The sequence below is a fragment of the Actinomadura sp. 7K507 genome (genome assembly GCF_004348425.1).
Taxonomy (GTDB): domain Bacteria; phylum Actinomycetota; class Actinomycetes; order Streptosporangiales; family Streptosporangiaceae; genus Spirillospora.
In genome coordinates this window covers 42,997-66,907 of the sequence record NZ_SMKK01000015.1, presented here as the reverse complement: position 1 = coordinate 66,907, position 23,911 = coordinate 42,997, and the positions used below count along the sequence as shown (strand labels likewise).

General features: G+C 71.9%; 24 protein-coding genes. 18 read left to right on the top strand and 6 right to left on the bottom strand.

What is annotated here, in order from left to right; genetic code table 11:
* Together E1285_RS45355 and E1285_RS05885 are read left to right on the top strand one after the other, a co-directional pair.
* Positions 1-333 (top strand): hypothetical protein (locus E1285_RS45355; protein WP_165966476.1); only part of this gene is annotated, 333 nt, incomplete at its 5' end.
* A 183-nt stretch (positions 334-516) separates the two neighbouring features.
* Positions 517-1,065, top strand: coding sequence for an HIT domain-containing protein (locus E1285_RS05885; protein WP_243722587.1), 549 nt, complete (start codon positions 517-519; stop codon positions 1,063-1,065).
* 62 nt (positions 1,066-1,127) lie between these two features.
* Here the strand turns inward: E1285_RS05885 and E1285_RS05880 are convergent, their stop codons facing one another.
* On the bottom strand, positions 1,128-3,293 hold the full coding sequence (locus E1285_RS05880; RefSeq protein ID WP_132148843.1) for an elongation factor G-like protein EF-G2: 2,166 nt from the start codon (positions 3,291-3,293) through the stop codon (positions 1,128-1,130).
* Between the two features lie 324 nt (positions 3,294-3,617).
* Between E1285_RS05880 and pgsA the strand changes: the two genes are divergently transcribed.
* The 9 genes from pgsA to E1285_RS05835 all read left to right on the top strand — a co-directional run bounded on the left by pgsA (position 3,618) and on the right by E1285_RS05835 (position 11,493).
* Positions 3,618-4,250 (top strand): phosphatidylinositol phosphate synthase, encoded by a 633-nt coding sequence (gene pgsA, locus E1285_RS05875; protein WP_132148841.1) that lies wholly within the window; start codon positions 3,618-3,620, stop codon positions 4,248-4,250.
* Entirely contained in the window at positions 4,247-5,197 is a 951-nt protein-coding gene (locus tag E1285_RS05870) for a phosphatidylinositol mannoside acyltransferase (RefSeq protein ID WP_132148839.1), read from the top strand. The genes pgsA and E1285_RS05870 overlap by 4 nt, the downstream gene beginning before the upstream one ends.
* A complete protein-coding gene (locus E1285_RS05865; RefSeq protein WP_132148837.1) occupies positions 5,194-6,357 on the top strand; it encodes a glycosyltransferase family 4 protein in 1,164 nt (387 codons plus the stop codon). The genes E1285_RS05870 and E1285_RS05865 overlap by 4 nt, the downstream gene beginning before the upstream one ends.
* Positions 6,358-6,475: 118 nt before the next feature.
* Positions 6,476-7,009 (top strand): hypothetical protein, encoded by a 534-nt coding sequence (locus E1285_RS05860; protein WP_132148835.1) that lies wholly within the window; start codon positions 6,476-6,478, stop codon positions 7,007-7,009.
* A gap of 129 nt (positions 7,010-7,138) precedes the next feature.
* Positions 7,139-8,173: a DUF3048 domain-containing protein gene (locus E1285_RS05855; RefSeq protein ID WP_132148833.1), complete on the top strand. Its 1,035-nt coding sequence runs from the start codon at positions 7,139-7,141 to the stop codon at positions 8,171-8,173.
* Positions 8,174-8,311: 138 nt separating this feature from the next.
* Positions 8,312-9,229, top strand: coding sequence for a pyridoxal 5'-phosphate synthase lyase subunit PdxS (gene pdxS / locus E1285_RS05850; RefSeq protein WP_132148831.1), 918 nt, complete (start codon positions 8,312-8,314; stop codon positions 9,227-9,229).
* Between the two features lie 188 nt (positions 9,230-9,417).
* A complete protein-coding gene (locus E1285_RS05845) occupies positions 9,418-10,032 on the top strand; it encodes a hypothetical protein (RefSeq protein ID WP_132148829.1) in 615 nt (204 codons plus the stop codon).
* A gap of 86 nt (positions 10,033-10,118) precedes the next feature.
* On the top strand, positions 10,119-10,736 hold the full coding sequence (pdxT, locus tag E1285_RS05840) for a pyridoxal 5'-phosphate synthase glutaminase subunit PdxT (RefSeq protein WP_132148827.1): 618 nt from the start codon (positions 10,119-10,121) through the stop codon (positions 10,734-10,736).
* A 4-nt stretch (positions 10,737-10,740) separates the two neighbouring features.
* Positions 10,741-11,493: a YebC/PmpR family DNA-binding transcriptional regulator gene (locus tag E1285_RS05835; protein ID WP_131882123.1), complete on the top strand. Its 753-nt coding sequence runs from the start codon at positions 10,741-10,743 to the stop codon at positions 11,491-11,493.
* Positions 11,494-11,654: 161 nt separating this feature from the next.
* Here E1285_RS05835 and E1285_RS47165 read toward each other — a convergent pair whose 3' ends face one another.
* On the bottom strand, positions 11,655-12,053 hold the full coding sequence (locus E1285_RS47165; protein ID WP_243722583.1) for a hypothetical protein: 399 nt from the start codon (positions 12,051-12,053) through the stop codon (positions 11,655-11,657).
* A gap of 107 nt (positions 12,054-12,160) precedes the next feature.
* Complete coding sequence (locus E1285_RS45345; protein WP_165966471.1) at positions 12,161-12,499, bottom strand: hypothetical protein; 339 nt, start codon at positions 12,497-12,499, stop codon at positions 12,161-12,163.
* 305 nt (positions 12,500-12,804) lie between these two features.
* On the opposite strand from E1285_RS45345, the gene ruvC reads away from it, so the two are divergent.
* The 6 genes from ruvC to E1285_RS05800 all read left to right on the top strand — a co-directional run bounded on the left by ruvC (position 12,805) and on the right by E1285_RS05800 (position 19,138).
* A complete protein-coding gene (gene ruvC / locus E1285_RS05825) occupies positions 12,805-13,380 on the top strand; it encodes a crossover junction endodeoxyribonuclease RuvC (RefSeq protein WP_132148859.1) in 576 nt (191 codons plus the stop codon).
* Positions 13,377-13,982: a Holliday junction branch migration protein RuvA gene (gene ruvA / locus E1285_RS05820; RefSeq protein ID WP_132148861.1), complete on the top strand. Its 606-nt coding sequence runs from the start codon at positions 13,377-13,379 to the stop codon at positions 13,980-13,982. The genes ruvC and ruvA overlap by 4 nt, the downstream gene beginning before the upstream one ends.
* On the top strand, positions 13,979-15,043 hold the full coding sequence (gene ruvB, locus E1285_RS05815) for a Holliday junction branch migration DNA helicase RuvB (RefSeq protein WP_132148825.1): 1,065 nt from the start codon (positions 13,979-13,981) through the stop codon (positions 15,041-15,043). The genes ruvA and ruvB overlap by 4 nt, the downstream gene beginning before the upstream one ends.
* Before the next feature lie 188 nt (positions 15,044-15,231).
* Positions 15,232-15,720 (top strand): preprotein translocase subunit YajC, encoded by a 489-nt coding sequence (gene yajC, locus E1285_RS05810; protein ID WP_132148823.1) that lies wholly within the window; start codon positions 15,232-15,234, stop codon positions 15,718-15,720.
* Between the two features lie 184 nt (positions 15,721-15,904).
* A complete protein-coding gene (locus E1285_RS05805) occupies positions 15,905-16,429 on the top strand; it encodes an adenine phosphoribosyltransferase (RefSeq protein WP_132148821.1) in 525 nt (174 codons plus the stop codon).
* A gap of 534 nt (positions 16,430-16,963) precedes the next feature.
* Positions 16,964-19,138, top strand: coding sequence for a bifunctional (p)ppGpp synthetase/guanosine-3',5'-bis(diphosphate) 3'-pyrophosphohydrolase (locus E1285_RS05800; RefSeq protein WP_207946428.1), 2,175 nt, complete (start codon positions 16,964-16,966; stop codon positions 19,136-19,138).
* Positions 19,139-19,162: 24 nt separating this feature from the next.
* Here E1285_RS05800 and aspS read toward each other — a convergent pair whose 3' ends face one another.
* From aspS to E1285_RS05785, 3 genes are read right to left on the bottom strand one after another with little or no spacing between them, the layout of a single operon-like run.
* Positions 19,163-20,929, bottom strand: a complete 1,767-nt coding sequence (gene aspS / locus E1285_RS05795) for an aspartate--tRNA ligase (protein ID WP_132148817.1) — start codon at positions 20,927-20,929, stop codon at positions 19,163-19,165.
* Positions 20,926-22,206, bottom strand: a complete 1,281-nt coding sequence (hisS, locus tag E1285_RS05790) for a histidine--tRNA ligase (protein ID WP_132148815.1) — start codon at positions 22,204-22,206, stop codon at positions 20,926-20,928. Before hisS ends, aspS begins: the two co-directional genes overlap by 4 nt.
* A 12-nt stretch (positions 22,207-22,218) precedes the next feature.
* Positions 22,219-22,914 (bottom strand): MBL fold metallo-hydrolase, encoded by a 696-nt coding sequence (locus E1285_RS05785; RefSeq protein ID WP_132148813.1) that lies wholly within the window; start codon positions 22,912-22,914, stop codon positions 22,219-22,221.
* Positions 22,915-23,122: 208 nt separating this feature from the next.
* Between E1285_RS05785 and E1285_RS05780 the strand changes: the two genes are divergently transcribed.
* Positions 23,123-23,905, top strand: a complete 783-nt coding sequence (locus E1285_RS05780; protein ID WP_132148811.1) for a peptidylprolyl isomerase — start codon at positions 23,123-23,125, stop codon at positions 23,903-23,905.
* Positions 23,906-23,911 lie beyond the last annotated feature (6 nt).

The following is a 23,911-nucleotide window of genomic DNA, read 5'->3' as shown; positions in this document are numbered from 1 at the left end:
GGGCAGGGCGGTGTGCAGGGCGGCGGGCCGCAGATCCCCGACCAGGGCGGCAGTGACGGCATCACCTGGTGCCCGGGAGGGACGGCGTCCTACCGCTCCACCCGCACCGGTGTGGACGTCGTCGTCACGGTGTCCTCCAGCGGGGCGATCCGCGCGGAGCTGGTCCTGCGCGGGCGGGCGCCGGAGTCCCAGCAGACCACCGTCTCGGGCGGCGGCCGGCCGCACACGTTCCACTTCAGGGGCGTGGCGCCGCGGCTCGTCGAGCGCGTCAAGGTCACGACGGTCTCCGTCGGCGTGTCGATGCAGACGTGCTACGCCCGCGTCGGCGCGTGACGTACCCGCGCCGCGACTTGGACGGCCCCGGGGTTCCGGTCCCGGCTACAGCCTCCTGGGCGTCTCTCTCTATGCTGCTGGTCAGGCCGTGAACAAAAGGAGACCGCCGCGTTGAGCGCAGAGCCGGAGGAGTCCGTGGTGCAGCAGGGGCGCGAGGACGCGCCCGGTGCCGGGAACGAGCGCGTGCCCCGCTACGAGGAGGAGAGGGGCGGCGCCGGCACGCCCGACAACTTCCAGCGGCTCTGGACCCCGCACCGGATGGCCTACATCAAGGGCGAGGGCCGGCCGACGGGAGCGGGCGGGGACGACGGCTGCCCGTTCTGCGAGATCCCGGACATGTCCGACGAGGAGGGCCTCGTCGTGTCCCGCGGCGAGTCGGTGTTCACGGTGCTGAACCTCTACCCCTACAACTCCGGGCACCTGATGGTCGTCCCGTACCGGCACGTCGCCGACTACGCCGACCTGGACCGGCCGGAGTACCTGGAGCTCGCGACGTTCACCCAGCGGTCGCTGACCGCGCTGCGCAAGTGCAGCGGCGCGCAGGGCTTCAACGTCGGCATGAACCTCGGCCTCGTCGCGGGCGCGGGGATCGCCGCGCACCTGCACCAGCACGTCGTCCCGCGCTGGGGCGGCGACACCAACTTCATGCCGGTCGTCGGGCACACCCGGGTGCTGCCGCAGCTGCTGCGCGACACCAGGCAGATGCTGGCCGACGCCTGGCCGGCGGCGTGAGGGTCCCGCCCGGCGGGACCGGGCGGGACCCTGGGCACGCGCCGCGGGGTTTCCCGCGGGTCCTATGAGTCCCTGGACCCGGCGGCGACCTTGTCGGCCAGATGGGACGGGAGCGGTTCGTAGCGCAGGAACGTGCGGTTGAACGTGCCCGTGCCCTGCGACATCGACCGCAGGTCGATGGCGTAGCGGATGATCTCCAGCTGGGGCACCTCGGCCTTGATCATGGTGCGGCCGCCGGGCACCGCCTGGGAGCCCTGCACCCGGCCGCGCCGGGAGGTCAGATCGGACATGATCGCGCCCACGTACTCGTCGGCGATCAAGACCTCCACCTCGTCGACCGGCTCCAGCAGCAGGATCGGCACCGCCCCCGCCGCGTCCTTGAGCGCGAGCGCCCCGGCCGCCTGGAACGCCATGTCGGACGAGTCGACCGAGTGGGCCTTGCCGTCGTGCAGGGTGACCTTGATGTCGACCAGCGGGTACCCGGCGGACACGCCGCGTCCCATCTGCTGCCGGACGCCCTTCTCCACCGACGGGATGAACTGCCGCGGCACCACCCCGCCGACGATCTTGTCGACGAACTCGAAGCCCTCACCGGACGGCAGCGGCTCCACGTCCACGTGGCAGATGCCGTACTGGCCGTGGCCGCCGCTCTGCTTGACGTGGCGCCCGAGCCCCTTGGCCGTCCCGCCGAACGTCTCCCGCAGCGGAACCCGCAGCTCGACCCGCTCGACCTCGACGCCGTACCGGGTCTTGAGACGGTCGATCAGGACGTCGGCGTGGGCCTCGCCCATGCACCACAGCACCAGCTGCCGCGTCTCGGAGTTGTTCTCCAGCCGCAGCGTGGGGTCCTCGGCGACGAGCCGGCCGAGCGCCTGGCTGAGCTTGTCCTCGTCGGCCTTGGACTTCGCGCGGATCGCGACCGGCAGCAGCGGGTCGGGCATCGACCATGGCGTCATCACCACCGGCGAGCCCGGATCGGACAGGGTGTCGCCGCTCTCGGCGCGGGTGAGCTTCGCCACCGCGCAGATGTCGCCCGCCATGCACGACGAGGCCGTGCGCTGCGTTTTGCCGAGCGGTGAGGTGAGCGCGCCGACCCGCTCGTCGACGTCGTGGTCCTCGTGCCCGCGCTCCTCCATGCCGTGCCCGGAGACGTGCACCGTCGTGTCCGGCCGCAGCGTCCCGGAGAAGACCCGGACCAGCGAGATCCGCCCGACGTACGGGTCGGACGTGGTCTTGATCACCTCGGCGACGAGTGGCCCCTCGGGGTCGCAGGACAGTTCCCTCGGCGGCCCGCCCTTCACCGGGGTCACCGGGGGGATGCCGTGTTCGAGGGGCGACGGGAACGCCTGGGTGATGACCTCCAGGAGTTCCAGCATGCCGACGACCGGGCCGGGATGGTCGCCGTGCGGGACCGACGTCGCGAGGACGGGATAGAAGCTGCCGCGCGCCACCGCGGTCTCCAGGTCCTGGATGAGCGCCTTGACGTCGAGGTCCTCCCCGGACAGGTACCTGTCCATGAGGGACTCGTCCTCGCTCTCCTGGATGACGCCCTCGATCAGCGAGGCGCGCTGCTCGGCGATCTGGTCCAGGTACTGCGGGTCGGGGTCGCATTCGGTCCGCTGCCCGGTGGAGTAGTCGAGGCAGCGCTGCGACAGCAGCCCGATCAGGCCCTTCAGCCCGTCCCCGCCGCCGGCCGGGAAGTACAGCGGCGCGACGCCCTCACCGAAGACGTCCTGGCAGGTCATGACCACGTCGTCGTAGTCGCCGCGCTGCTGGTCGATCTTGGTGATGACGATCGCGCGGGGCATTCCCACCGCCGCGCACTCCTCCCAGAGCATTTTGGTCAGGCCGTCGATGCCGTCCACCGCCGAGATCACGAACAGCGCCGCGTCGGCGCCGCGCAGCCCGGCCCGCAGGTCGCCGACGAAGTCGGCGTACCCCGGCGTGTCGATGAGGTTGATCTTCATGCCGCCGTAGGAGAACGGGGCGAGGGCGAGGTTCACCGAGCGCTGCTGGCGCACCTCCACCTCGTCGAAGTCGCTGACGGTCGTGCCGTCCTCGACCCGTCCCGCTCGCTGCAGCGTGCCCGTGGCGGCGAGCAGCGCCTCCACGAGCGTCGTCTTACCGGCCCCGGAATGGCCGACCAGCGCGACGTTCCGTACCTTGTCGCACCCGCCGGCCTCCGGTGCCCTGCCGGGGGCACCCGGGTGGCCTCCCTTGTCCGCCATGACTCCTCCTCGGACGGGTCTCTCGCGTGCAGGCCCGCGTGCGTTTGCGGCCCGGCCCGGAGGGCCCGGCCTTGACGTCCGAGTGCGGCGTCCGACCTCGTCCAACGTGCGTGACCGACGTCACACCCGTATCAATACCTTTTCCCGTGATGGGCGGGATCACAAGGGGTGAAGGGCAATCAACCGTGATCTGTCCCGGGCGCGCGCAGACCAAACCCGCCCTGACCACCCTGTGCGCCCCTTGGTAGGACACGTCCGCACTACGATGGGCGCGCCGCGGCGGCCCGCCGGGGGCCTGTCCCCGAGACACGAGAACGGACGGCGATGCTCAACAGGATCAGGCCCGCGCTGGGGCGCGTCCTCACCCCCGTCGGACACGCGGTCGCGCGGACCAGGGTTTCGCCCAACGCCATCACCGTCATCGGGACGCTGGGCGTCGCCGCCGGCGCGCTCGTGCTGTTCCCGCGCGGCGAGTTCTTCTGGGGGACGATGGTCATCACCGCCTTCGTCCTGTTCGACATGCTGGACGGCGCGGTCGCCCGCGTCACCGGGAAGATCTCGAAGTTCGGCGCGTTCCTGGACTCCACGATGGACAGGGTCGCCGACGCCGCGATCTTCTCCGGGCTGATGATCGGGCTGTACCGGGACGGCCAGGAGCCGCTCGCCGGCGTCGCCCTGTACTGCCTGGTCGCCGGGGTCGTGGTGTCCTACGCCAAGGCCAGGGCCGAAGGTCTCGGCTACACCTGCGACGTGGGCATCGCCGAGCGCGCCGAACGGCTGATCGTCGCCCTCGTCGCGGCCGGGTTCGACGGGCTCGGCGTCCCCTACATCCTGGCCGTCGCGCTGTGGGTCCTCGCCGCGCTGAGCACGATCACGATCGGGCAGCGGTTCGCCACCGTCTACGTCCAGGCGAAGGACGGCGCCGCGCCCGCGCCGGAGCCGGAGCCGCGTCCATGAGCGACGCTCGCGGGCCGGACGGTGGTGCGGGGCGCGGCGCGGACCGCGCGTCGCTGCGCGACGAGGTGACCGACGCCGCCTACGCGGCGGGCTGGACGATCGTCCGCAAGATGCCCGAGGCCGCGGCCCGGCTCGCGTTCACCGCGCTCGCCGACCGCACCTGGCACCGCCACGGCACGGGTGTCCGGCAACTGGAGAGGAACCTGTGCCGCGTCCTCGGCAAGGACGCCGTCGACGACGAGGTCCGCGTCCTCAGCAAGAAGGTCCTGCGCTCCTACTTCCGCTACTGGCTGGAGGTGTTCCGGCTGCCCGAGTACAGCCGGACGCGCATCCTCGGCAGGATGCGGGTGACCGGCGAGAAGGAGATCTTCACCAACCTCGACGCCGGGCGCGGCGTCATCCTCGCCCTGCCCCACATGGGCAACTACGAGCACGCCGGAGCATGGCTGGTGCACTGCGGGTACCCGTTCACCACGGTCGCCGAGCGCCTCAAGCCCGAGTCGCTGTTCGACCGGTTCGTCGAATTCCGGGAAGGGCTCGGCATGGAGGTCCTCGCCCACAAGGGCGCCTCCGCCTACGGGCGGATGGCCCAGCGCCTCCGCGCCGGCAGGCCGGTGTGCCTCGTCGTCGACCGCGACCTGACCGAGAGCGGGATCGACGTGGAGTTCTTCGGCGCCACCGCCCGGATGCCGGCGGTGTCGGCCGCGCTCGCCGTCCAGACCGGCGCCGCGCTCATTCCCGTGACACTCTGGTACGAGGGGGAGTACTGGGCGGCGCGCGTCCACGAGGAGATCCAGGTTCCGGGCGAGGGCGGCAGGCAGGAGAAGATCCAGGCCATGACCCAGGAGCTCGCGGGCGTCTTCGAAGCGGGCATCGCCGCGCACCCGGAGGACTGGCACATGCTGCAGAAGGTCTGGGTCGAGGACCTGGCGGACGGAGGCCGATGAAGGTCGGCATCGTCTGCCCCTACACCTGGGACGTCCCGGGCGGCGTCCAGCAGCACATCGGCGACCTCGCCGAGGCGCTCATCGCGCTCGGCCACCACGTGTCGGTGATCACGCCCGCGGACGACGACGCGGAGCTGCCGCCCTACGTCGTGTCCGCCGGGCGCGCCGTCCCCGTCCCCTACAACGGATCGGTGGCCCGGCTGGCGTTCGGGTTCCTGTCGGCCGGGCGCGTCCGGCGCTGGATCAACGAGGGCGGCTTCGACGTGCTGCACGTCCACGAGCCCGCCGCGCCGTCGCTCGGGCTCCTGGCCTGCTGGGCGGCCGACGGCCCGATCGTCGGCACCTTCCACGCGTCCCACGTCAAGTCGCGGGCGATGTCGGTCACCGCGCCGATCCTGCAGAGCGCGCTGGAGAAGATCACCGGCCGGATCGCGGTCTCCGAGGCGGCCCGCACCACGCTCGTCGAGCACCTCGGCGGCGACGCCGTGCTGATCCCCAACGGCGTCGCGACCGAGCGGTACGCGATGGCCGCTCCGCTGCCCGGCTGGCCGGGGCGAGGGGACGCCCCTCCCGGCTCCGGCGACGGGGGGGTCCTCGGGTTCCTCGGCCGGATGGACGAGCCCCGCAAGGGCCTGCACGTGCTGCTGCGCGCGTTCGAGATCCTCGGCCGGCGGCGGCCCGGCCTGCGGCTGCTGCTGGCCGGGCCCGGCGACGCCGACGACGTGGTGTCGCGCGTCTCACCGGAACTGCGCGACCGGGTCGCCGTCCTCGGCCTGGTCAGCGAGCAGGACAAGGTCCGCGCCTACCACTCCGTGGACGTGTTCGTCGCGCCCAACCTCGGCGGGGAGAGCTTCGGGATCGTGCTCGCCGAGGCCATGTCGGCGGGCGCGCCGATCCTGGCCAGCGACATCGAGGCGTTCGACCGGGTGCTGCGCGGCGGCCGCGCCGGGGCGATGTTCCCCGTGGGCGACCACGAGGCCCTCGCCGCGGCGGCCGGGGAGCTGCTCGACGACCCGGCCAGGCGCAAGCAGCTGTCGGCCGAGGCCCGCGCCGCCGTCCGCGACTACGACTGGTCGGCGGTGGCCCGGGACGTGGTGCGGGTGTACGAGACGGTCGCCTTCGGCGCCGCCGGCGTCGTCGAGTCGGGCCTCGGCGCCTAGCCGTGTCCAGCCGGGCCGTGGTCAGCCGCGCCGTGTCCAGCCGCGCCGTGTCGAGCCGGGCCGTGGTCGGCCAGGCTGTGGTCAGCCGGGCCGTGTCGAGTCAGTAGGGGATCGCCGGATGTACGACTGGATCATCGACGTCCTGTTCTGGATCGCCGTCGTGTTCCTGGTGGGCGTGTACGTGTCGTGGCGCGCCACCAGGCTCGACCGGCTGCACGTCCGCGTCGAGACCGCCCGCGCCGCGCTGGACGCCGCGCTGGTCCGGCGGGCCGCGGCCACGCTCGAGCTGGCCGCGTCCCGCCTGCTGGACCCGGCCACCAGCCTGGTGCTGGCCACCGCCGCCCACGAGGCCCGCACCGCCGACGCCGACAACCGCGAGTTCGCCGAGAGCGACCTGTCGCGGGCGCTGCGCGCGGTCGTCGACCAGCCCGAGTTCGTCGGCAGCCTCAGCGCCAGGGGAGCGGCGGAGGGGGTGCTGGACGAGCTGTCCGCGGCCGCCGCGAAGGTCGCCTATGCCCGCCGGTTCTACAACGACGCCGTCTCCCAGGCGAGGATCGCCCGCCGCAAGCTGCTCATCCGCGTCCTGCCGCTCGCCGGGCGCGCCCCCCTCCCGGACTTCTTCGAGATCGACGACGACCCGCCCGGGATCTGACCGGGCCCCGCCGTCCGGGATCGCGGCCGGATCGATCACTTTCGGGCCGTCCGGCCGTACCGCTGTGCGGGCGGGCGCATCCGGTCGCGTTCGCTACCCTCTGGCAGACCGTACAAGGGAGGGTTCATCGTGCGATCCGCCTGGGACACCCCCGTCCGGGGCCGTTCGGCAGCAGCTCTCGGGGCCCTCGTCCTCGGCGTCGCCCTGTCGGCCTGCTCGGATCCGGGCGGCCCGGAGACGGCGCCGCCGCCGCGCAGCACCGGCGGGCCCCAGCAAAGCGAGACGCCCGTGCCCGAGACGCACCCGTTCACGGGCGAGAGGAAGGGCATCGGCAACCCCGTCCTCGCCGTCAAGATCGAGAACACCCGGCCCGCGCTCCCGCAGAGCGGGGTGAAGGCCGCCGACATCGTCTACGTCGAGCAGGTCGAGGGCGGTGAGACCCGGCTGATGACGGTCTACTCCTCGCAACTGCCGAAGCGGGTCGGGCCCGTCCGCAGCGCCCGCATCTCCGACCTGCACATCCTGCCGCAGTTCGGCCGGCCGGCGTTCGCGTTCTCCGGCGTCCAGAGCAAGATGAAGAAGCACATCCGCAAGGCGCCGGTGTACGACATCTCACAGGAGAACGCGGGAGGCGCCTACTTCCGGTCCGGGTCCAAGCCGATCCCGTACAACCTCTACGCCGACCCCAAGGACCTGCTCAAGGAGGCGCCAAAGGCCGGCAAGGCCCGCGATATCGGCTTCCGCTTCGGGGACGCCCCGGCCGGCGGCAAGCCGACCAGGTCCTTCACCGCACGCTGGCCGTCCGCCAGCATGGGGTTCACCTGGTCGAAGAAGCACAAGCGGTGGCTCGCCAGCTTCGGCGGCCGGCCCGACCGCGCCGCCGAGGGCGGGCGCCTGGGCGGCGAGACGGTCGTCATCCAGTACGCCGAGACGACCCGGTCGAAGTTCCACGACTTCCTCGGCAACTACACGCCGCTGATCAAGACCACCGGCAGCGGGCGGGCCCGCGTCCTGCGCGACGGGAAGTCCTACGACGCCAAGTGGTCGCGGCCGTCCGACAAGGAGGGGACCACCTTCACCACCGCGCGCGGCGAGCCGATGAACTTCGCCCCCGGGCAGGTCTGGATGGTCCTCGTCAACGACGGCAGGCCCCGCACCCCGTAGGGACGGCGCCTGACGCCCCGTCAACCGCCACTCTGTAAGCCGCGGGCGCCGCGCGTTGACACTGTGGCGGGTCGAGAGGTCCCACGAGCAGGCAATACCATGGAAAGGACTTGTCGTCCTTCCACGTAAGGAAAACCCGTGTCCACTTCCAGTCCCGCCCCCGACAACGCCGCGCCCGAGACCGGGACCGCCCGCGTCAAGCGCGGCATGGCGGAGATGCTCAAGGGCGGCGTGATCATGGACGTCGTCACGCCCGAGCAGGCGAAGATCGCCGAAGACGCGGGCGCGGTCGCCGTGATGGCCCTGGAGCGGGTGCCCGCCGACATCCGCGCCGAGGGCGGCATCTCCCGGATGAGCGACCCCGACATGGTCGACGGGATCATCAGCGCGGTGTCCATCCCGGTCATGGCCAAGGCCCGCATCGGCCACTTCGTCGAGGCGCGGGTGCTGCAGGCCCTCGGCGTCGACTACGTCGACGAGTCCGAGGTGCTCACCCCGGCCGACTACGACAACCACATCGACAAGTGGGCGTTCACCGTCCCGTTCGTCTGCGGCGCCACCAACCTCGGCGAGGCGCTGCGCCGCATCACCGAGGGCGCGGCCATGATCCGCTCCAAGGGCGAGGCCGGCACCGGCGACGTCTCCAACGCCACCACGCACATGCGCCAGATCCGGCAGCAGATCCGCAGGCTGCAGACCCTGCCGGAGGACGAGCTGTACGTCGCCGCCAAGGAGCTCCAGGCCCCCTACGAGCTGGTCAAGGAGGTCGCGGCCGCCGGGAAGCTGCCCGTCGTGCTGTTCACCGCGGGCGGCATCGCGACCCCGGCCGACGCCGCCATGATGATGCAGCTCGGCGCCGAGGGCGTCTTCGTCGGCTCCGGGATCTTCAAGTCCGGCAACCCGGCCCAGCGCGCCGAGGCCATCGTCAAGGCCACCACCTTCCACGACGACCCCGGCGTCATCGCCAAGGTGTCCCGCGGTCTCGGCGAGGCCATGGTCGGCATCAACGCCGCCGTCCTCGGCGACGACCAGAGGTTCGCGGGCCGCGGCTGGTGACGCGGACGCGCCGGTGAGGGCGGCGCCCGCGACGGTCGCCGCCCGCGGGTGTCCCGGGGCCGGGAACGCCGTCCCCCACTCCACAGCGCGCCCGTACAGGGTTTACGCTGGCGGCGCGGCCGGCGAGGGCACCCCGGCGCTCGGTATCAGGGGCCCTTGGGCGGTGCCCGGCCGCGGGAGGGGAGAGCATGGCTTGGTCGGTCGCGCTGGCGTGCGCGAGCGCGGGTGAACCCACCGAGGTGTTCCGGCCGGGCCTGGTGCCCGATCCGGACGCCGCCGCGGCGATCGCGCGCGGCCTCTACCCGGCGGACACCCTGACCGAGACCGGTGACACGGTCCTGGACTTCGCGCTCTGGCCGTACGAGGACGAGCTGTTCGTCGGGGCGTTCGAACGTGCGCTGCTGCTGTGCGACCGGCGGCTGTTCTGCCTCGACGACGACGCCCGCCGGATCGCCGACACCGCCGCGGCCGCGCTGCCGGGCTCGCGCTGCGGCGTCCTCGTCCTGCACACCGTCATCCGCGGCTGCTGGTTCCGCTGGTACGAGTCCGGCGAGCTGCTCCGGGAGGTGTTCGTCACGGCCGAGGACGGCGTCGTCGTCGACCAGGGCGAGCGGCTGCCCGCCGAGGCGCCGTTCTGGCGGGGCATCGACGCCGGCGCCCACGACGTCCCGCTGCCGTTCGACCCGGAGGAGTTCGGGCTCGCGCTCGCCGAGGCGCACATGTTCGGCCGCGGCATCGCCGACCGCGGCAAGGACGGCTTCCTTCCGCTGGAACTGCCGCTCCGCCGCTTCAAGCACGTCTGACGCGCGTTCCGGAAGCCCGCGCGGCCGAGGGGCGTTGTAGTCGGCGTCTAGGCTTGAAACACCCCCCGCACCCGGAAGGTTTCGACGTGACCGCTGTGCCGACGATCGGCGTCCTCGCCCTGCAGGGCGACGTGCGCGAGCATGCCCGCGCCCTGGAGGCGGCCGGGGCGCGCACCCTGGACGTGCGCCGTCCCGAGGAGCTGGAGCGGGTGGACGGCCTCGTCCTGCCGGGCGGCGAGTCCACCGCCATGTGGCGGCTGGCGCGCTCGTTCGAGCTGCTGGAGCCGCTGCGCAAGCGGATCGAGGCCGGACTGCCCGCCTACGGCTCCTGCGCCGGCATGATCATGCTCGCGGACCGGATCCGGGACGGCGCGGCGGGCCAGGAGACGGTCGGCGGGATCGACATGACCGTGCGGCGCAACGCCTTCGGCCGGCAGGTCGACTCGTTCGAGTCCGACGTCCCCCTGACCGGCATGGGGGACACGCCGTACCACGCCGTCTTCATCCGCGCGCCCTGGGTGGAGTCCGTCGGCGACGCCGTCGAGATCCTCGGACGCGCCGAGAGCGGCCCGAACGTCGGTAGGATCGTCGCCGTCCGTCAGGGACGCCTCATGGCGACCGCGTTCCATCCGGAGTTGACAGGCGATTTCCGCGTGCACCACTACTTCGCCGATCTGGTGCGCCGGACGACAGAGGAGGATTGAACAGATGTCCGGCCATTCCAAGTGGGCGACGACCAAGCACAAGAAGGCGGCCCTCGACGCCAAGCGGGGCAAGCTCTTCGCCAAGCTGATCAAGAACATCGAGGTCGCGGCCCGTACCGGCGGCGGTGACCCGGAGGCCAACCCGACCCTCTACGACGCCATCTACAAGGCGAAGAAGAACTCCGTCCCCAACGACAACATCGAGCGCGCGCGCAAGCGCGGCGCCGGTGAGGAGGCCGGGGGCGCCGACTGGCAGAACATCACCTACGAGGGCTACGCCCCGGGCGGTGTCGCCGTCCTCATCGAGTGCCTGACCGACAACCGCAACCGCGCAGCCTCCGAGGTCCGCGTCGCGCTCACCCGCAACGGCGGCTCCCTGGCCGACCCGGGCTCGGTCTCCTACATGTTCAACCGCAAAGGCGTCGTGATCGTCCCCAAGGCGGGCACCAGCGAGGACGACGTGATGCTCGCCGTCCTGGAGGCCGGGGCCGAGGAGGTCAACGACCTCGACGAGGAGAACTTCGAGGTGGTCAGCGAGGCGGGCGACCTGGTCGCGGTCCGCACCGCCCTGGTGGACGCCGGGATCGACTACGAGTCGGCCGAGAGCAAGTTCCTCCCGAGCGTCACCGTCCCCCTGGAAGAGGACAACGCCAAGAAGGTCTTCCGTCTCCTGGACGCCCTGGAAGACTCCGACGACGTCCAGGACGTCTACGCGAACTTCGACGTCCCCGACGAGGTCCTGGCCGCCCTGGACTGAGGCGTCGGCGCTACGGCGTTCTCGCATGGCGTACGGTCTGGATCATGGAGATCCGGGCGCTCGGCTGGGACGAGAGGTACGCCGTCCGCGACAACGGGGCACGCGCCTTCGGGCCGGTTCCCGACGAGGAATGGGAGCGGCGCGCGGAGGCCTCCCGTCCGTCATGGGAGGCCGGGCGGTGGTTCGCCGGCTTCGACGGCGACCGGGTCGTCGCGACGGGCGCCCTGCACGACATGACGCAGTGGTGGCACGGGCGGCCGGTCTCGATGGCCGGCGTCAGCGCGATCACGGTCGCGCCCGAGGAGCGCGGCCGGGGGCTCGGCCGCCGGCTGATGACCGACCTGCTGCGGCGGTGCGCCGGGTTCGGGCACCCGCTCGCGATGCTGTATCCCGCCACGACGCGGCTCTACCGGTCGCTCGGCTGGGAGCACGCGGGCGCCCAGCACCACGTCGAGATGCCGGCCGAGGCGCTGCGCACGGTCGCCGCCGAGCGGGTGCCCGTCCGCCGCGCCGGGCGGCAGGACGCCGCGGAGGTCGCCGCCGTCATCGGCCGCGTGCACGCGCGGGCACGCGACAGCGGTCCCGTCGGATGGCCCGAGGCGAGGTGGCGCGGCATGCTCGGGCGCCGCGACGTGTACGACTACCTCGCCGAGGACGGGTTCCTCTCCTACCACTGGGCGCGAGGCAACACCCGGCTGGAGGTCACGCGGCTCGTCGCGTCGTCCGAGCGGACGCTCCGGGCTCTGTGGGCCGTCGTCGGGTCGGGCTCGTCGACCGCCGAGACCGTCCGCGCGTGCGTCTCCCCGATGGACCCGGTGTTCTGGCTACCGCGCGAGCGCGGCCTGTACGAGACCGTCCACCGGACCCAGTGGATGCTGCGGGTGGTCGACGCGTCCGCGGCGATGGGCGCCCGCGGGTACCCGTCCGGCGCGGCCGCCGAGGTTCCGCTGCTGATCGACGACCCGGAGTGCCCGGTGAACTCGGGCCACTGGCGGCTGGAGGTCAAGGACGGTGAGGGACGGCTGGAACGCTCGCCGGAGACCCCCGGCGCCGTGCGGCTCGGGCCGCGCGGCCTGGCGGCCCTGTACGCGGGCGTCCCGGTCTCCACCCTGCGCCGCGCCGGCCTGATCGAGGGCGGGCGCGGAGGCGCTGTCGTCCGCGTTCGCGGCCGCGCCGTTCTCCCTCGACTTCTTCTAGCCGGGCTTCTTCCCCAGCCGGGATTCTCCTCGGAACACGCCCGCCGCACCCCTCCACGAAGACGACGCCGGATTGATAGCGTTGGCGGCCGAACAGGTGATCGAAGGAGTGGCCTTGCGGGTGATGGGGGTGGACCCCGGGCTCACCCGGTGCGGGGTGGGGGTCGTCGAGGGCTCCCCGGGCAAACGGCTCCACCTGGTGCACGTGTCCGTCGTGCGCACCGCCCCCGACGAGGACGCCGCCCTGCGCCTGCTGGGCATCGAGTCGGGGATCGAGTCGCTGATGGAGGAGTTCCGTCCCGACGCCGTCGCCGTCGAGCGCGTGTTCTCCCAGCACAACGTCCGCACCGTGATGGGCACCGCGCAGGCCGCCGGGGTCGCGATGCTGGCGGCCGCCCGCCGGGGCCTCCCGGTGGCGCTGCACACCCCGAGCGAGGCCAAGGCCGCCGTCACCGGGAACGGGCGCGCCGACAAGGCCCAGGTGAGCAGGATGGTGACCCGGCTGCTTTCCCTGGAGGAGGCCCCCAGGCCCGCGGACGCCGCCGACGCGCTCGCGCTGGCCATCTGCCACGTCTGGCGCGGGGGAGCGCAGCAGCGGCTCGCTCACGCCCAGCGGTCGCGGATCGAGGAGGCGGCCAGGGCCGAACGCGAGCGGCTCGCCGCCCGGACCAGAGGAGGAAGCGTCCAGTGATCGCCTTCGTCAGCGGCCGGGTGGCCGCCGCCGGGCCCGACGGCGCGGTGATAGACGTGCACGGTGTGGGTTTCGCGGTGCAGTGCAGCCCCGCCACCCTGGCCGGGCTCCGGGTCGGCGACGAGGCGAAGGTGCCGACCTCCCTCGTCGTCCGCGAGGACTCCCTCACCCTGTTCGGGTTCGCCGACGACGACGAGCGCACGGTCTTCGAGCTGCTGCAGACGGCGAGCGGCGTCGGGCCCCGCCTGGCGCTGGCGATGCTCGCCGTCCACACGCCCAACGCGCTGCGCCACGCGGTGGCCGGGGAGGACCTGACGGCCCTCACCAAGGTCCCGGGCATCGGCAAGAAGGGCGCCCAGCGCATCGTCCTGGAGCTCAGGGACCGCCTCGGCGGCCCGGTCGGGGACGGGGCCGGCGGCTCCCGCGCGCCCGCCCGCGCCGAGCCGTGGCGCGAGCAGGTCCAGATGGGGCTGATCAACCTGGGCTGGTCCGCCAAGGACGCCGACGCGGCCGTGGACGCCGTCGCCGCCGACCTGGACGGCGCCGAGACGCCGCCGGTGGCGGCCCTGCTGAAGTCGGCGCTCAAGAAGCTGAGCAAATGAGCGAACCCGAACGGCTCGTGTCGCCGGACGCGGACGGGGCCGAGGAGCAGCGGATCGAGGCCGCGCTGCGGCCCAGGAAGCTGGACGACTTCGTCGGGCAGGAACGGGTGCGCGAGCAGCTGTCGCTGGTGCTGCAGAGCGCGCTGCGGCGCGGCCGGACACCCGATCACGTGCTGCTGTCGGGCGGGCCGGGCCTCGGCAAGACCACCCTCGCCATGATCATCGCGGCGGAGCTCGGGCAGCCGCTGCGGATCTCCTCCGGTCCGGCCATCGAACGGGCCGGCGACCTCGCGGCCGTGCTGTCGACGCTCGCCGAGGGCGAGGTGCTGTTCCTCGACGAGATCCACCGGCTGGCGCGCCCGGCCGAGGAGATGCTCTACATGGCCATGGAGGACTTCCGGGTCGACGTCGTCGTCGGAAAGGGCCCGGGAGCGACCGCGATCCCCCTGGACGTCGCGCCCTTCACCCTGGTCGGCGCCACCACCCGGGCGGGGATGCTGCCGGGCCCGCTGCGCGACAGGTTCGGGTTCGTCGCGCACATGGACTTCTACGAGCCGGCCGAACTGGAGATCATCGTCCGGCGGTCGGCGGCGCTCCTGGACGTGGAGATCGGCGACGAGGCGGCCGCCGAGGTCGCCGGCCGCTCCCGGGGCACGCCCCGTATCGCCAACCGGCTGCTGCGCCGCGTCCGCGACTACGCCGAGGTGCGCGCCGACGGGATCATCACCCAGGAATCAGCGCGGGCCGCCCTCGCGTTGTACGAGGTGGACGAACGGGGCCTTGACCGGCTCGACCGTGCCGTACTGGAGTCGCTGATGCGCAAGTTCGGCGGCGGCCCCGTGGGGCTGTCGACGCTGGCCGTGTCGGTGGGGGAGGAACCCGAGACCGTGGAGGTCGTCGCGGAGCCGTTCCTCGTCCGGCAGGGCCTGCTGGCGAGGACGCCGAGGGGGCGGATCGCCACGGCCGCCGCGTGGGCGCATCTGGGCCTCGCCCAGCCGCCGACGGCGCCGATGGCGGGGACGCTGTTCGACGTAGGAGGGGACGCGGCGTCCGAATCGTGATCGTCCCATAACGGGTTGGGAACTTCCGGGCGCCGCCGGTCGTCACGTCGTTGCCGGGGTCTGGCGTACTCTCTAGACTCCGGGACTTGATTCACCGCTCCAGCCGGCGGTCCCGTTGCATTTCACCGGTCCGGTCACCAGGCTGGGCTTAACCACATCGGAAGGATGCCCCAGTAATGGGTGGCGACATGATCATTGCGGCGGAGTCCGGCGGTAGCGGGGCCTTCAACCTGCTTCTCCTTCTCGCCATTCCCCTGGTCTTCTACTTCCTGCTCATCCGGCCGCAGAGCAAGCGCCGCAAGGAGCAGATGCAGATGCAGAGCGCCATCGAGCCCGGTGCGCGCGTGCTGACGACCAGCGGTATGAAGGCGACCGTGGTGGAGGTCGACGACGACGGCCTTCTCCTGGAGATCGCGGACGGCATCGAGGTCCACTTCGTCAAGCAGGCCGTCATGCAGGTCCTCAAGGACGACGAGCCCGAGGACCTCGACGACGAGGACGACGAGGACGACGACGAGGACGGCGACCGCGTCGACCTCTCCAAGGACGACGCCGGCGACGACGAGGCCGCGGACGAGGACGAGGACGCCGAGGCGGAGGAGACCGCCGAGGCCGAGGAGCCCAAGTCCAAGCCGAAGAGGACGAAGGTCAAGGCTGCGGACAAGTCCGACAGCTGACCCCTTTCAGGGCCCCTTCAGCTCCGGTCCCGGGCCAGAACACCGGCCCAGAACACCGGCCCGGCGGTGAGGGCGGGGGAGACGAGAACGGCGACGGCACGAGCCGGTCGCCGTCTTCGTCTGCCGCCCTCCCATCGGCCCCCATCCGCGTCGGCCGACGCGGCGGCAGGCAGGAGAGCACATCGTGGACCTCGGCAAGCTGATCCAGGAGCGGATCCGCGACGTGGACGACTACCCCAAGCCCGGGGTGGTCTTCAAGGACATCACCCCCCTGCTGGCCGACCACGTCGCGTTCGCCGGCGTGGTGGACGCGATCGTCAACCACCACGGCCGCGGCACCATCGACAAGATCGTCGGCATCGAGGCCCGCGGGTTCATCGTCGCCGCGCCGGTCGCCTACCACTTCGGCGCGGGGTTCGTCCCCGTGCGCAAAAAGGGGAAGCTGCCGTCGCGGACGCACGAGGAGACCTATGATCTCGAGTACGGGACCGAGACGATCGAGATCCACCGCGACGCGCTCGAGCCCGGTGACCGTGTGCTGATCGTCGACGACGTCCTCGCCACCGGCGGGACGGCCAGGGCGGCCTCAGAACTCGTCCGCCGCAGCGGAGCGGAGGTCGTCGGCCTGTCGGTGCTCCTCGAACTGTCGTTCCTGCACGGACGCGGCAAGCTGGGGAATCTGGACGTCCATTCGCTGGTCACCGTCTAGGACCGGATGGCCGCCGGATACACTGGCGACATCAGGGTCCGGTGGGGACGGGCGCACCCGCAGGGCGCGGCGAACGTGCGCCCGATGGACTAAGGAGGCTGGGTGCCCGGTGAGGTGGTATCGACCGGCGCGGTGAACGACGCCGCCACGGCCGCCGAGACCCGCCCGGCGCGGGACACCGCGGGGGAGCGGGCCGTCCGGACGGCCGGAGCGTCCGCCGAGCCGCCGGGCCGCGCCGCACGGGGCGGGCCGCCGCCCCCCGGCCGGGCCGCCACCGGGCAGGCCCCCGAAGCGCCCGCCGACCAGGCCCCTGAACAGCCTTCCGAGCAGCCGCCCGAGCAGCCCATCGAGGGCGCCGGCGAGTCCGATTCCGCCGTTCCGGCGGATCCCGCGGCTCCGGCCCAGCCCGCCGGAGAGCCCGTCGATCCGTCCCAGCCCGACGTTCCGCCCAGGCCCACGCCGGCCGCGATTCCACCGTCTGCCGCCCGGGTGCGCCGTAGGCTCGCCAGGCTGGGCGCCCAGCGCGGCTCCGCTATGAACCCCGTACTAGAACCACTGATCAAGACCGTCCGCAACACCCACCCCAAGGCGGACCTCCGGCTCGTCGAGCGCGCCTACGACGTCGCCGCTCACCATCACCGCGACCAGAAGCGCAAGAGCGGCGACCCGTACATCACGCATCCCCTCGCCGTCGCCACCATCCTCGCCGAGCTCGGCATGAACACCGAGACGCTCTGCGCGGCGCTGCTGCACGACACCGTCGAGGACACCTCGTACACGCTCGACCAGCTCCGGGACGACTTCGGCGACGAGATCGCCGCCCTGGTCGACGGCGTCACCAAGCTCGACAAGGTCAAGTACGGGGAGGCGGCCGAGGCCGAGACGGTCCGCAAGATGGTCGTGGCCATGTCCCGCGACATCCGCGTCCTGGTGATCAAGCTCGGCGACCGGCTGCACAACATGCGCACGCTGCGCTACATGCCGCGGCACAAGCAGGAGAAGAAGGCGCGCGAGACCCTGGAGGTGTTCGCGCCGCTCGCGCACCGCCTCGGGATGAACACGCTGAAGTGGGAGCTGGAGGACCTCGCGTTCGCCACGATGTACCCCAAGCGGTTCGACGAGATCGCCCGGCTGGTGTCCGAGCGCGCCCCGCGCCGCGACGTCCATCTGCAGGACGTGATCGAGCACGTCTCCACCGACCTGCGCGAGGCGCGGATCAAGGCCACCGTCACCGGCCGGCCGAAGCACTACTACTCGATCTACCAGAAGATGATCGCGCGGGACGTCAGCTTCGACGACATCTACGACCTGGTCGGCATCCGGGTCCTCGTCGACAGCGTCCGCGACTGCTACGCCGCCCTCGGGTCGATCCACGCGCGGTGGAACCCGGTCCCCGGCCGGTTCAAGGACTACATCGCGATGCCGAAGTTCAACATGTACCAGTCGCTGCACACGACGGTGATCGGCTCCGAGGGCAAGCCCGTCGAGCTGCAGATCCGCACCTGGGGGATGCACCGCCGCGCCGAGTACGGCGTCGCCGCGCACTGGAAGTACAAGGAGGAGACGGTCGGCGGCCGCAAGGCCGGTGACATGCAGTGGCTCCGCCAGCTCCTCGACTGGCAGAAGGAGACCGCCGACCCGGCGGAGTTCCTGGAGTCGCTGCGGTTCGACCTGTCGGTCTCCGAGGTGTTCGTGTTCACCCCGAAGGGCGACGTGATCGCGCTGCCGCAGGGCGCGACGCCCGTCGACTTCGCGTACGCGATCCACACCGAGGTCGGGCACCGATGTATCGGCGCCCGTGTCAACGGGCGACTCGTCCCGCTCGAATCGACCCTCGACAACGGCGACACCGTCGAGGTCTTCACCTCCAAGTCGCAGGACGCCGGCCCGAGCCGCGACTGGCTCGGCTTCGTCAAGAGCGCCCGCGCCCGCAACAAGATCAAGCACTGGTTCTCCAAGGAACGCCGCGACACGGCGATCGAGTCCGGCAAGGACGCCATCGCCCGCGCGATGCGCAAGCAGAACATGCCGCTGCAGCGGATGATGTCCGGTGAGGCGCTGCTCGCCCTGGCCCGCGACATGCGCTACCCGGACGTCTCGTCCCTGTACGCCGCCGTCGGCGAGAGCCAGGTGTCCGCGCAGCACGTCGTCCAGCGTCTCGTGGACGCCCTCGGCGGGGTGGAGAGCGCCGAAGAGGACCTCGCCGAGATCGCGCTGCCGACCCGCCGCAAGCGGAGCCGTCCCGCGGGCGACCCCGGCGTCGTCGTCGCGGACGACCCCGACGTGTGGGTGCGGCTGTCGCGCTGCTGTACCCCCGTCCCGGGCGACGACATCGTCGGGTTCGTGACGCGCGGCCACGGCGTGTCGGTCCACCGCGCCGACTGCTCCAACATCGAGAGCCTGAAGGCGCAGCCCGACCGGCTGATCGACGTCAAATGGTCCCCGGGCGAGGACTCGGTCTTCCTGGTCGCCATCCAGGTCGAGGCCCTCGACCGTCCCCGGCTGCTGTCGGACGTGACCCGCGTGCTGTCCGACCAGCACGTCAACATCCTGTCGGCGTCGGTCACCACGACCCGCGACCGCGTCGCCGTCAGCCGCTTCACGTTCGAGATGGGCGACCCGAAGCACCTCGGCCACGTGCTGAAGGCCGTCCGCTCCATCGACGGCGTGTACGACGTGTACCGCACGACCAGCGGCGCCGCGCGGTAAGAGCGCGGCGCCACCCGTCCCGGTTCAGCTCGCGGCGGGCTCTTCCTCGGCGCCGGGGTCCACGTCGACGCCTGCCTCCGCGCGCTGCTGCGGCGTGATCGGCGTCGGTGCGGCCGTCAGCGGGTCGTAGCCGGACGCGGCCTTCGGGAAGGCGATCACGTCGCGGATCGAGTCCTGCCCGGCCAGGAGCATCACCATACGGTCCCAGCCGAACGCGATGCCGCCGTGCGGGGGCGGCCCGAACTTGAACGCCTCCAGCAGGAAACCGAACTTCGACTCGGCGTCCTCCTTCGACATGCCGAGCACGTCGAACACCCGCTGCTGCATCTCCGCGCGGTGGATACGGAGGGACCCGCCGCCGATCTCGGTGCCGTTCAGGACGAGGTCGTAGGCGTTGGCGAGGGCGCCGCCCGGGTCGTCCTGGAAGGTCGCGGCGAACTCCGGCTTCGGCGCGGTGAACGGGTGGTGCACGGCCGTCCAGCCGATGTGCTCGCCCTTGGCGTCCTCGACCGGCTCGAAGACCGGCGCGTCGACGACCCACACGAACTTCCACGCCTTCTCGTCGATCAGCTCGCGGCGGCGGCCGATCTCCAGCCGGGCGGCGCCGAGCAGTTCCTGCGTGGCGTGCCGCTTGCCCGCGCCGAAGAAGATCGCGTCGCCGATGCCGGCGCCGGTCGCGGCGGCCAGCCCCTCCTTCTCGGGGTCGGACAGGTTCTTGGCGACGGGGCCGCCGAGCGTCCCGTCCTCCTGGACGAGCACGTACGCGAGGCCGCGGGCGCCGCGGGCCTTGGCCCAGTCCTGCCAGCCGTCCAGCTCCTTGCGGGTCTGGGCCGCGCCGCCGGGCATGACGACCGCGCCGACGTACGGGGCCTGGAACACGCGGAACGACGTGCCGGCGAAGTACTCGGTCATCTCGGTCAGTTCCAGGCCGAACCGCAGGTCGGGTTTGTCTGAGCCGTAGCGGGCCATCGCGTCGGCGTAGGTGATGTGGGGGATCGGCAGGGGGATCTCGTACCCGTCGATCTCCTTCCAGAGGCGGGAGACGAGGTCCTCGGACACCGCCAGGACGTCGTCCTGGTCGGCGAACGACATCTCGATGTCGATCTGGGTGAACTCCGGCTGCCGGTCGGCGCGGAAGTCCTCGTCCCGGTAGCAGCGGGCGATCTGGTAGTAGCGCTCCAGCCCGCCGACCATGAGCAGCTGCTTGAACAGCTGCGGCGACTGCGGCAGCGCGTACCAGTGCCCCGGCTGGAGCCGGACGGGGACCAGGAAGTCGCGCGCGCCCTCGGGCGTCGACCGGGTCAGCGTCGGGGTCTCGACGTTGACGAAGCCGTGCTCGCGCATCACCTCGTGCGTCAGGAACGACGCCTCGGACCGGACCTTCATGGCCCGCGCGACGGCGTCGCGGCGCAGGTCCAGGTACCGGTACTTGAGCCGGATCTCCTCGTTGACGTTGACGTCGCCCTCGATCGGGAACGGCAGCGGCGCCGCGTCCGACAGCACCTCGATGTCGGTGGCGGCGACCTCGATGTCCCCGGTCGGCAGCTCGGGGTTCTCGTTGCCCTCCGGCCGGACGCGGACTTCCCCGACGACCTTCACGCAGAACTCCGCGCGCAGGTCATGCGCGGTGTCCTCTTCCCGGAACACGACCTGCGCGGTCCCGGACGCGTCGCGCAGGTCGATGAACGTGACGCCGCCGTGGTCGCGGCGGCGGCCGACCCAGCCGGCCAGCGTGACCTGCTGCCCGGCGTGCTCCTTGCGGAGCGTCCCCGCCTCGTGCGTGCGGATCATTTGGAGAGCCTTTCCTTCAACGTCGTGATGATGTCGGCGAGGGGGACGGCCGCCTGCTCGCCCTCGGCCAGGTCCTTGACCTGGGCGACGCCGTCCGCGATATCTCGCTCCCCGAGGATCACGGCGTAGCGGGCACCGGAGCGGTCCGCGTCCTTCATGGCGCCCTTCAGCTTCTTGCCGCCGAACGCCATGTCGGCGGCGATCCCGGCGCGGCGCAGCTCGTCGACGAGCGTGAACATGCGGCGCCCGGCGGCGTCGCCGAGCGCGACACCGAAGGCCTCGCAGCGCGGCCGGACGGCGAACGCGGCGCCCTGCTCCTGCTGCGACTCCGCTTCGAGCGCCAGGATGGTGCGGTCCAGGCCGAGCCCGAACCCGATGCCGGGCAGCGGCGGGCCGCCGATGTCCTCCGACAGCCCGTCGTAGCGGCCACCGCCGCCGATGCCGGACTGGGCGCCGAGCAGCGGGTGGTCGAACTCGTAGGTCGTCCGGGTGTAGTAGTCCAGGCCGCGGACGAGGGCGGGGGTGTCCTCCCAGCCGATGCCGAGGCCGGCGAGCAGCTCGCGGACCCGGTCGTGGTGGGCCTTGCAGGCCGGGCACAGGTGGTCGGCCATCAGCGGCGCGCCCGCGACCTGGTCCCTGACCTGCGGGCGCTTGTCGTCCAGGACCCGCAGCGGGTTGATCTCGACGCGGGCGCGGGTGTCGTCGTCCAGGTCCAGGCCGCGCAGGAAGTCCTGCAGCAGGGCCCGGTAGGCGGGACGGCACTCCTTGCAGCCGAGCGAGTTCAGCAGCAGCCGCACCCGGGTCAGCCCGAGCGAGCGGTACCAGTTCCACGCGATCGCGATCGTCTCCGCGTCGACCTGCGGGTCCTCGCTGCCGATCGCCTCCAGGTCGAGCTGGTAGAACTGCCGGTAGCGGCCCTGCTGGGGACGTTCGGCGCGGAACGCGGGCCCGGTCGTCCACACCTTCACCGGCAGCGCGCCCTTGTGGAGGTTGTTCTCCAGCACCGACCGCAGGACCGAGGCGGTGAACTCGGGACGCAGCGTCAGCGACCGGCCGCCGCGGTCCTCGAACGTGTACATCTCCTTGGACACCACGTCGGTGGACTCGCCGACGCCCCGCCTGAACAGGTTGGTGTCCTCGAAGACGGCCAGCTCCAGGTAGCCGTAGCCGGCCAGCCGCGCCTGCTCGGCGAACGCCTCCCGGATGGCATAGAAGAGGTCCGCGCGCGGCGGGACGTATTCACTGACCCCCTTGGGGGCCCGGAAGCTCGAACTCATGATCTTTTTGGCTCAGAATCCCTTGCTGGGGCCGTCCGGCGGCGTCAGTTCCGAGAGGAACGGATTCGTGGCGCGCTCGCGGCCGATTGTGGTCTGTGTCCCGTGGCCGGGCAGGACGGCCGTCTCGTCGGGCATGCCGAGGCACACCCGGGACAGGCTCGCGAGGATCTCCTCGTACGATCCGCCCGGCAGGTCGGTGCGTCCGATCGACCCGGCGAACAGCAGGTCCCCGGTGAACATCACGTCCGGGAGTTCCCGCGTCTCCGGCGTCCGGAACGTCACCGACCCGGGCGTATGGCCCGGCGCGTGGTCGACGGTGAAGCTCAGCCCGGCCAGCTCCAGCGCCGCCCCGTCGGCCAGTTCCTTCACCTCGTCCGGCTCGGACAGCTCCAGGCCGCCGAACATCTGCTGCCCGGCGCCCAGCGACAGTCCCTTCGCCGGGTCGGTGAGCAGGTCACGGTCGTCCGGGTGGATGTAGGCGGGGACGTCCTTGGCGCCGCAGACCGGCGCCACCGACCAGACGTGATCGAGATGGCCGTGCGTCAGCAGCACCGCGACCGGCTTCAGCCGGTGCTCGCGCAGGATCTCCTCGATCCCGCCCTCGGCGTCCTGGCCGGGGTCGATGATGACGCATTCCTCGCCCGCGGCGGGCGCCACGACGTAGCAGTTCGCGGCGAACGATCCAGCGGGGAACCCGGCGACGAGCACGGTCGTCCTTCCTTAGAACCATCTCGGGTGGGCCTGTCCGAGGGTACCGGCGCGGCCGCGGCCACCGCGAACGAGATGGCGGTCGCCGTGTCGCCCGGCCGGGCGCCGGAGGCTCCCTGAGCGCTCCCTGAAAGCGGATACGCGTGTACTCCCGGGTACCGCTACTATGCGCTGCACGTTCACCTGATCACACCGGAGGAGCAGCCACGTGGCGGCGAAGGACCGCAAGAAGCAGCTCGCGCGGCAGCGCTACGAGCGCCAGGAGCAGCGGCGGGCTCAGGCGGCGGCGAAGGCGCGCCGGCTCAAGATCATAGGCTCGGCCGCCGCGGTCGGGGCCATCGTCGTCGGCGGCGCCGCGATCGTCGCGTTCACCGGCAAGGACGACGAGTCCGACGCCGCGGCGAAGGCGTCCGCTGCCCCCCAGCCCAAGCCGGGGGAGTGCGCCTACAAGGAGGCGTCGGCGCCGGGGGCCCCCGAGGACCTCGGCACCCCGCCCGTCAAGCCGGTCCACAAGGGCACGGTGAAGGCGACCGTCGAGACCAACCGGGGTGACGTCGTCATGCAGCTGGACGGCAAGAAGGCGCCCTGCACCGTCAACTCGTTCGCGTTCCTGGCCGAGAAGAACTTCTACGACAAGATCGACTGCCACCGGCTGACCAGCGGCGGGCTCAACGTCCTGCAGTGCGGCGACCCCACCGGTGAGGGCGCCGGCGGGCCCGGCTACCAGTTCGCCAACGAGAACACCGAGGGCGCGAAGTACACCGCGGGCACGCTCGCCATGGCGCACAGCCAGCTCCCGGACTCCAACGGCAGCCAGTTCTTCCTGGTGTACGAGGACTCGGACCTGCCCCCCGACTACACCGTGTTCGGGAAGATCACCAAGGGACTGGACGTGGTGAAGGAGATCGCCAAGGCGGGCTCGGAGCCCAAGCAGGACGGCAAACCCAAGAAGAAGGTCACGATCCAGGACGTATCGATCGCCGGGAAATAGGCGAAC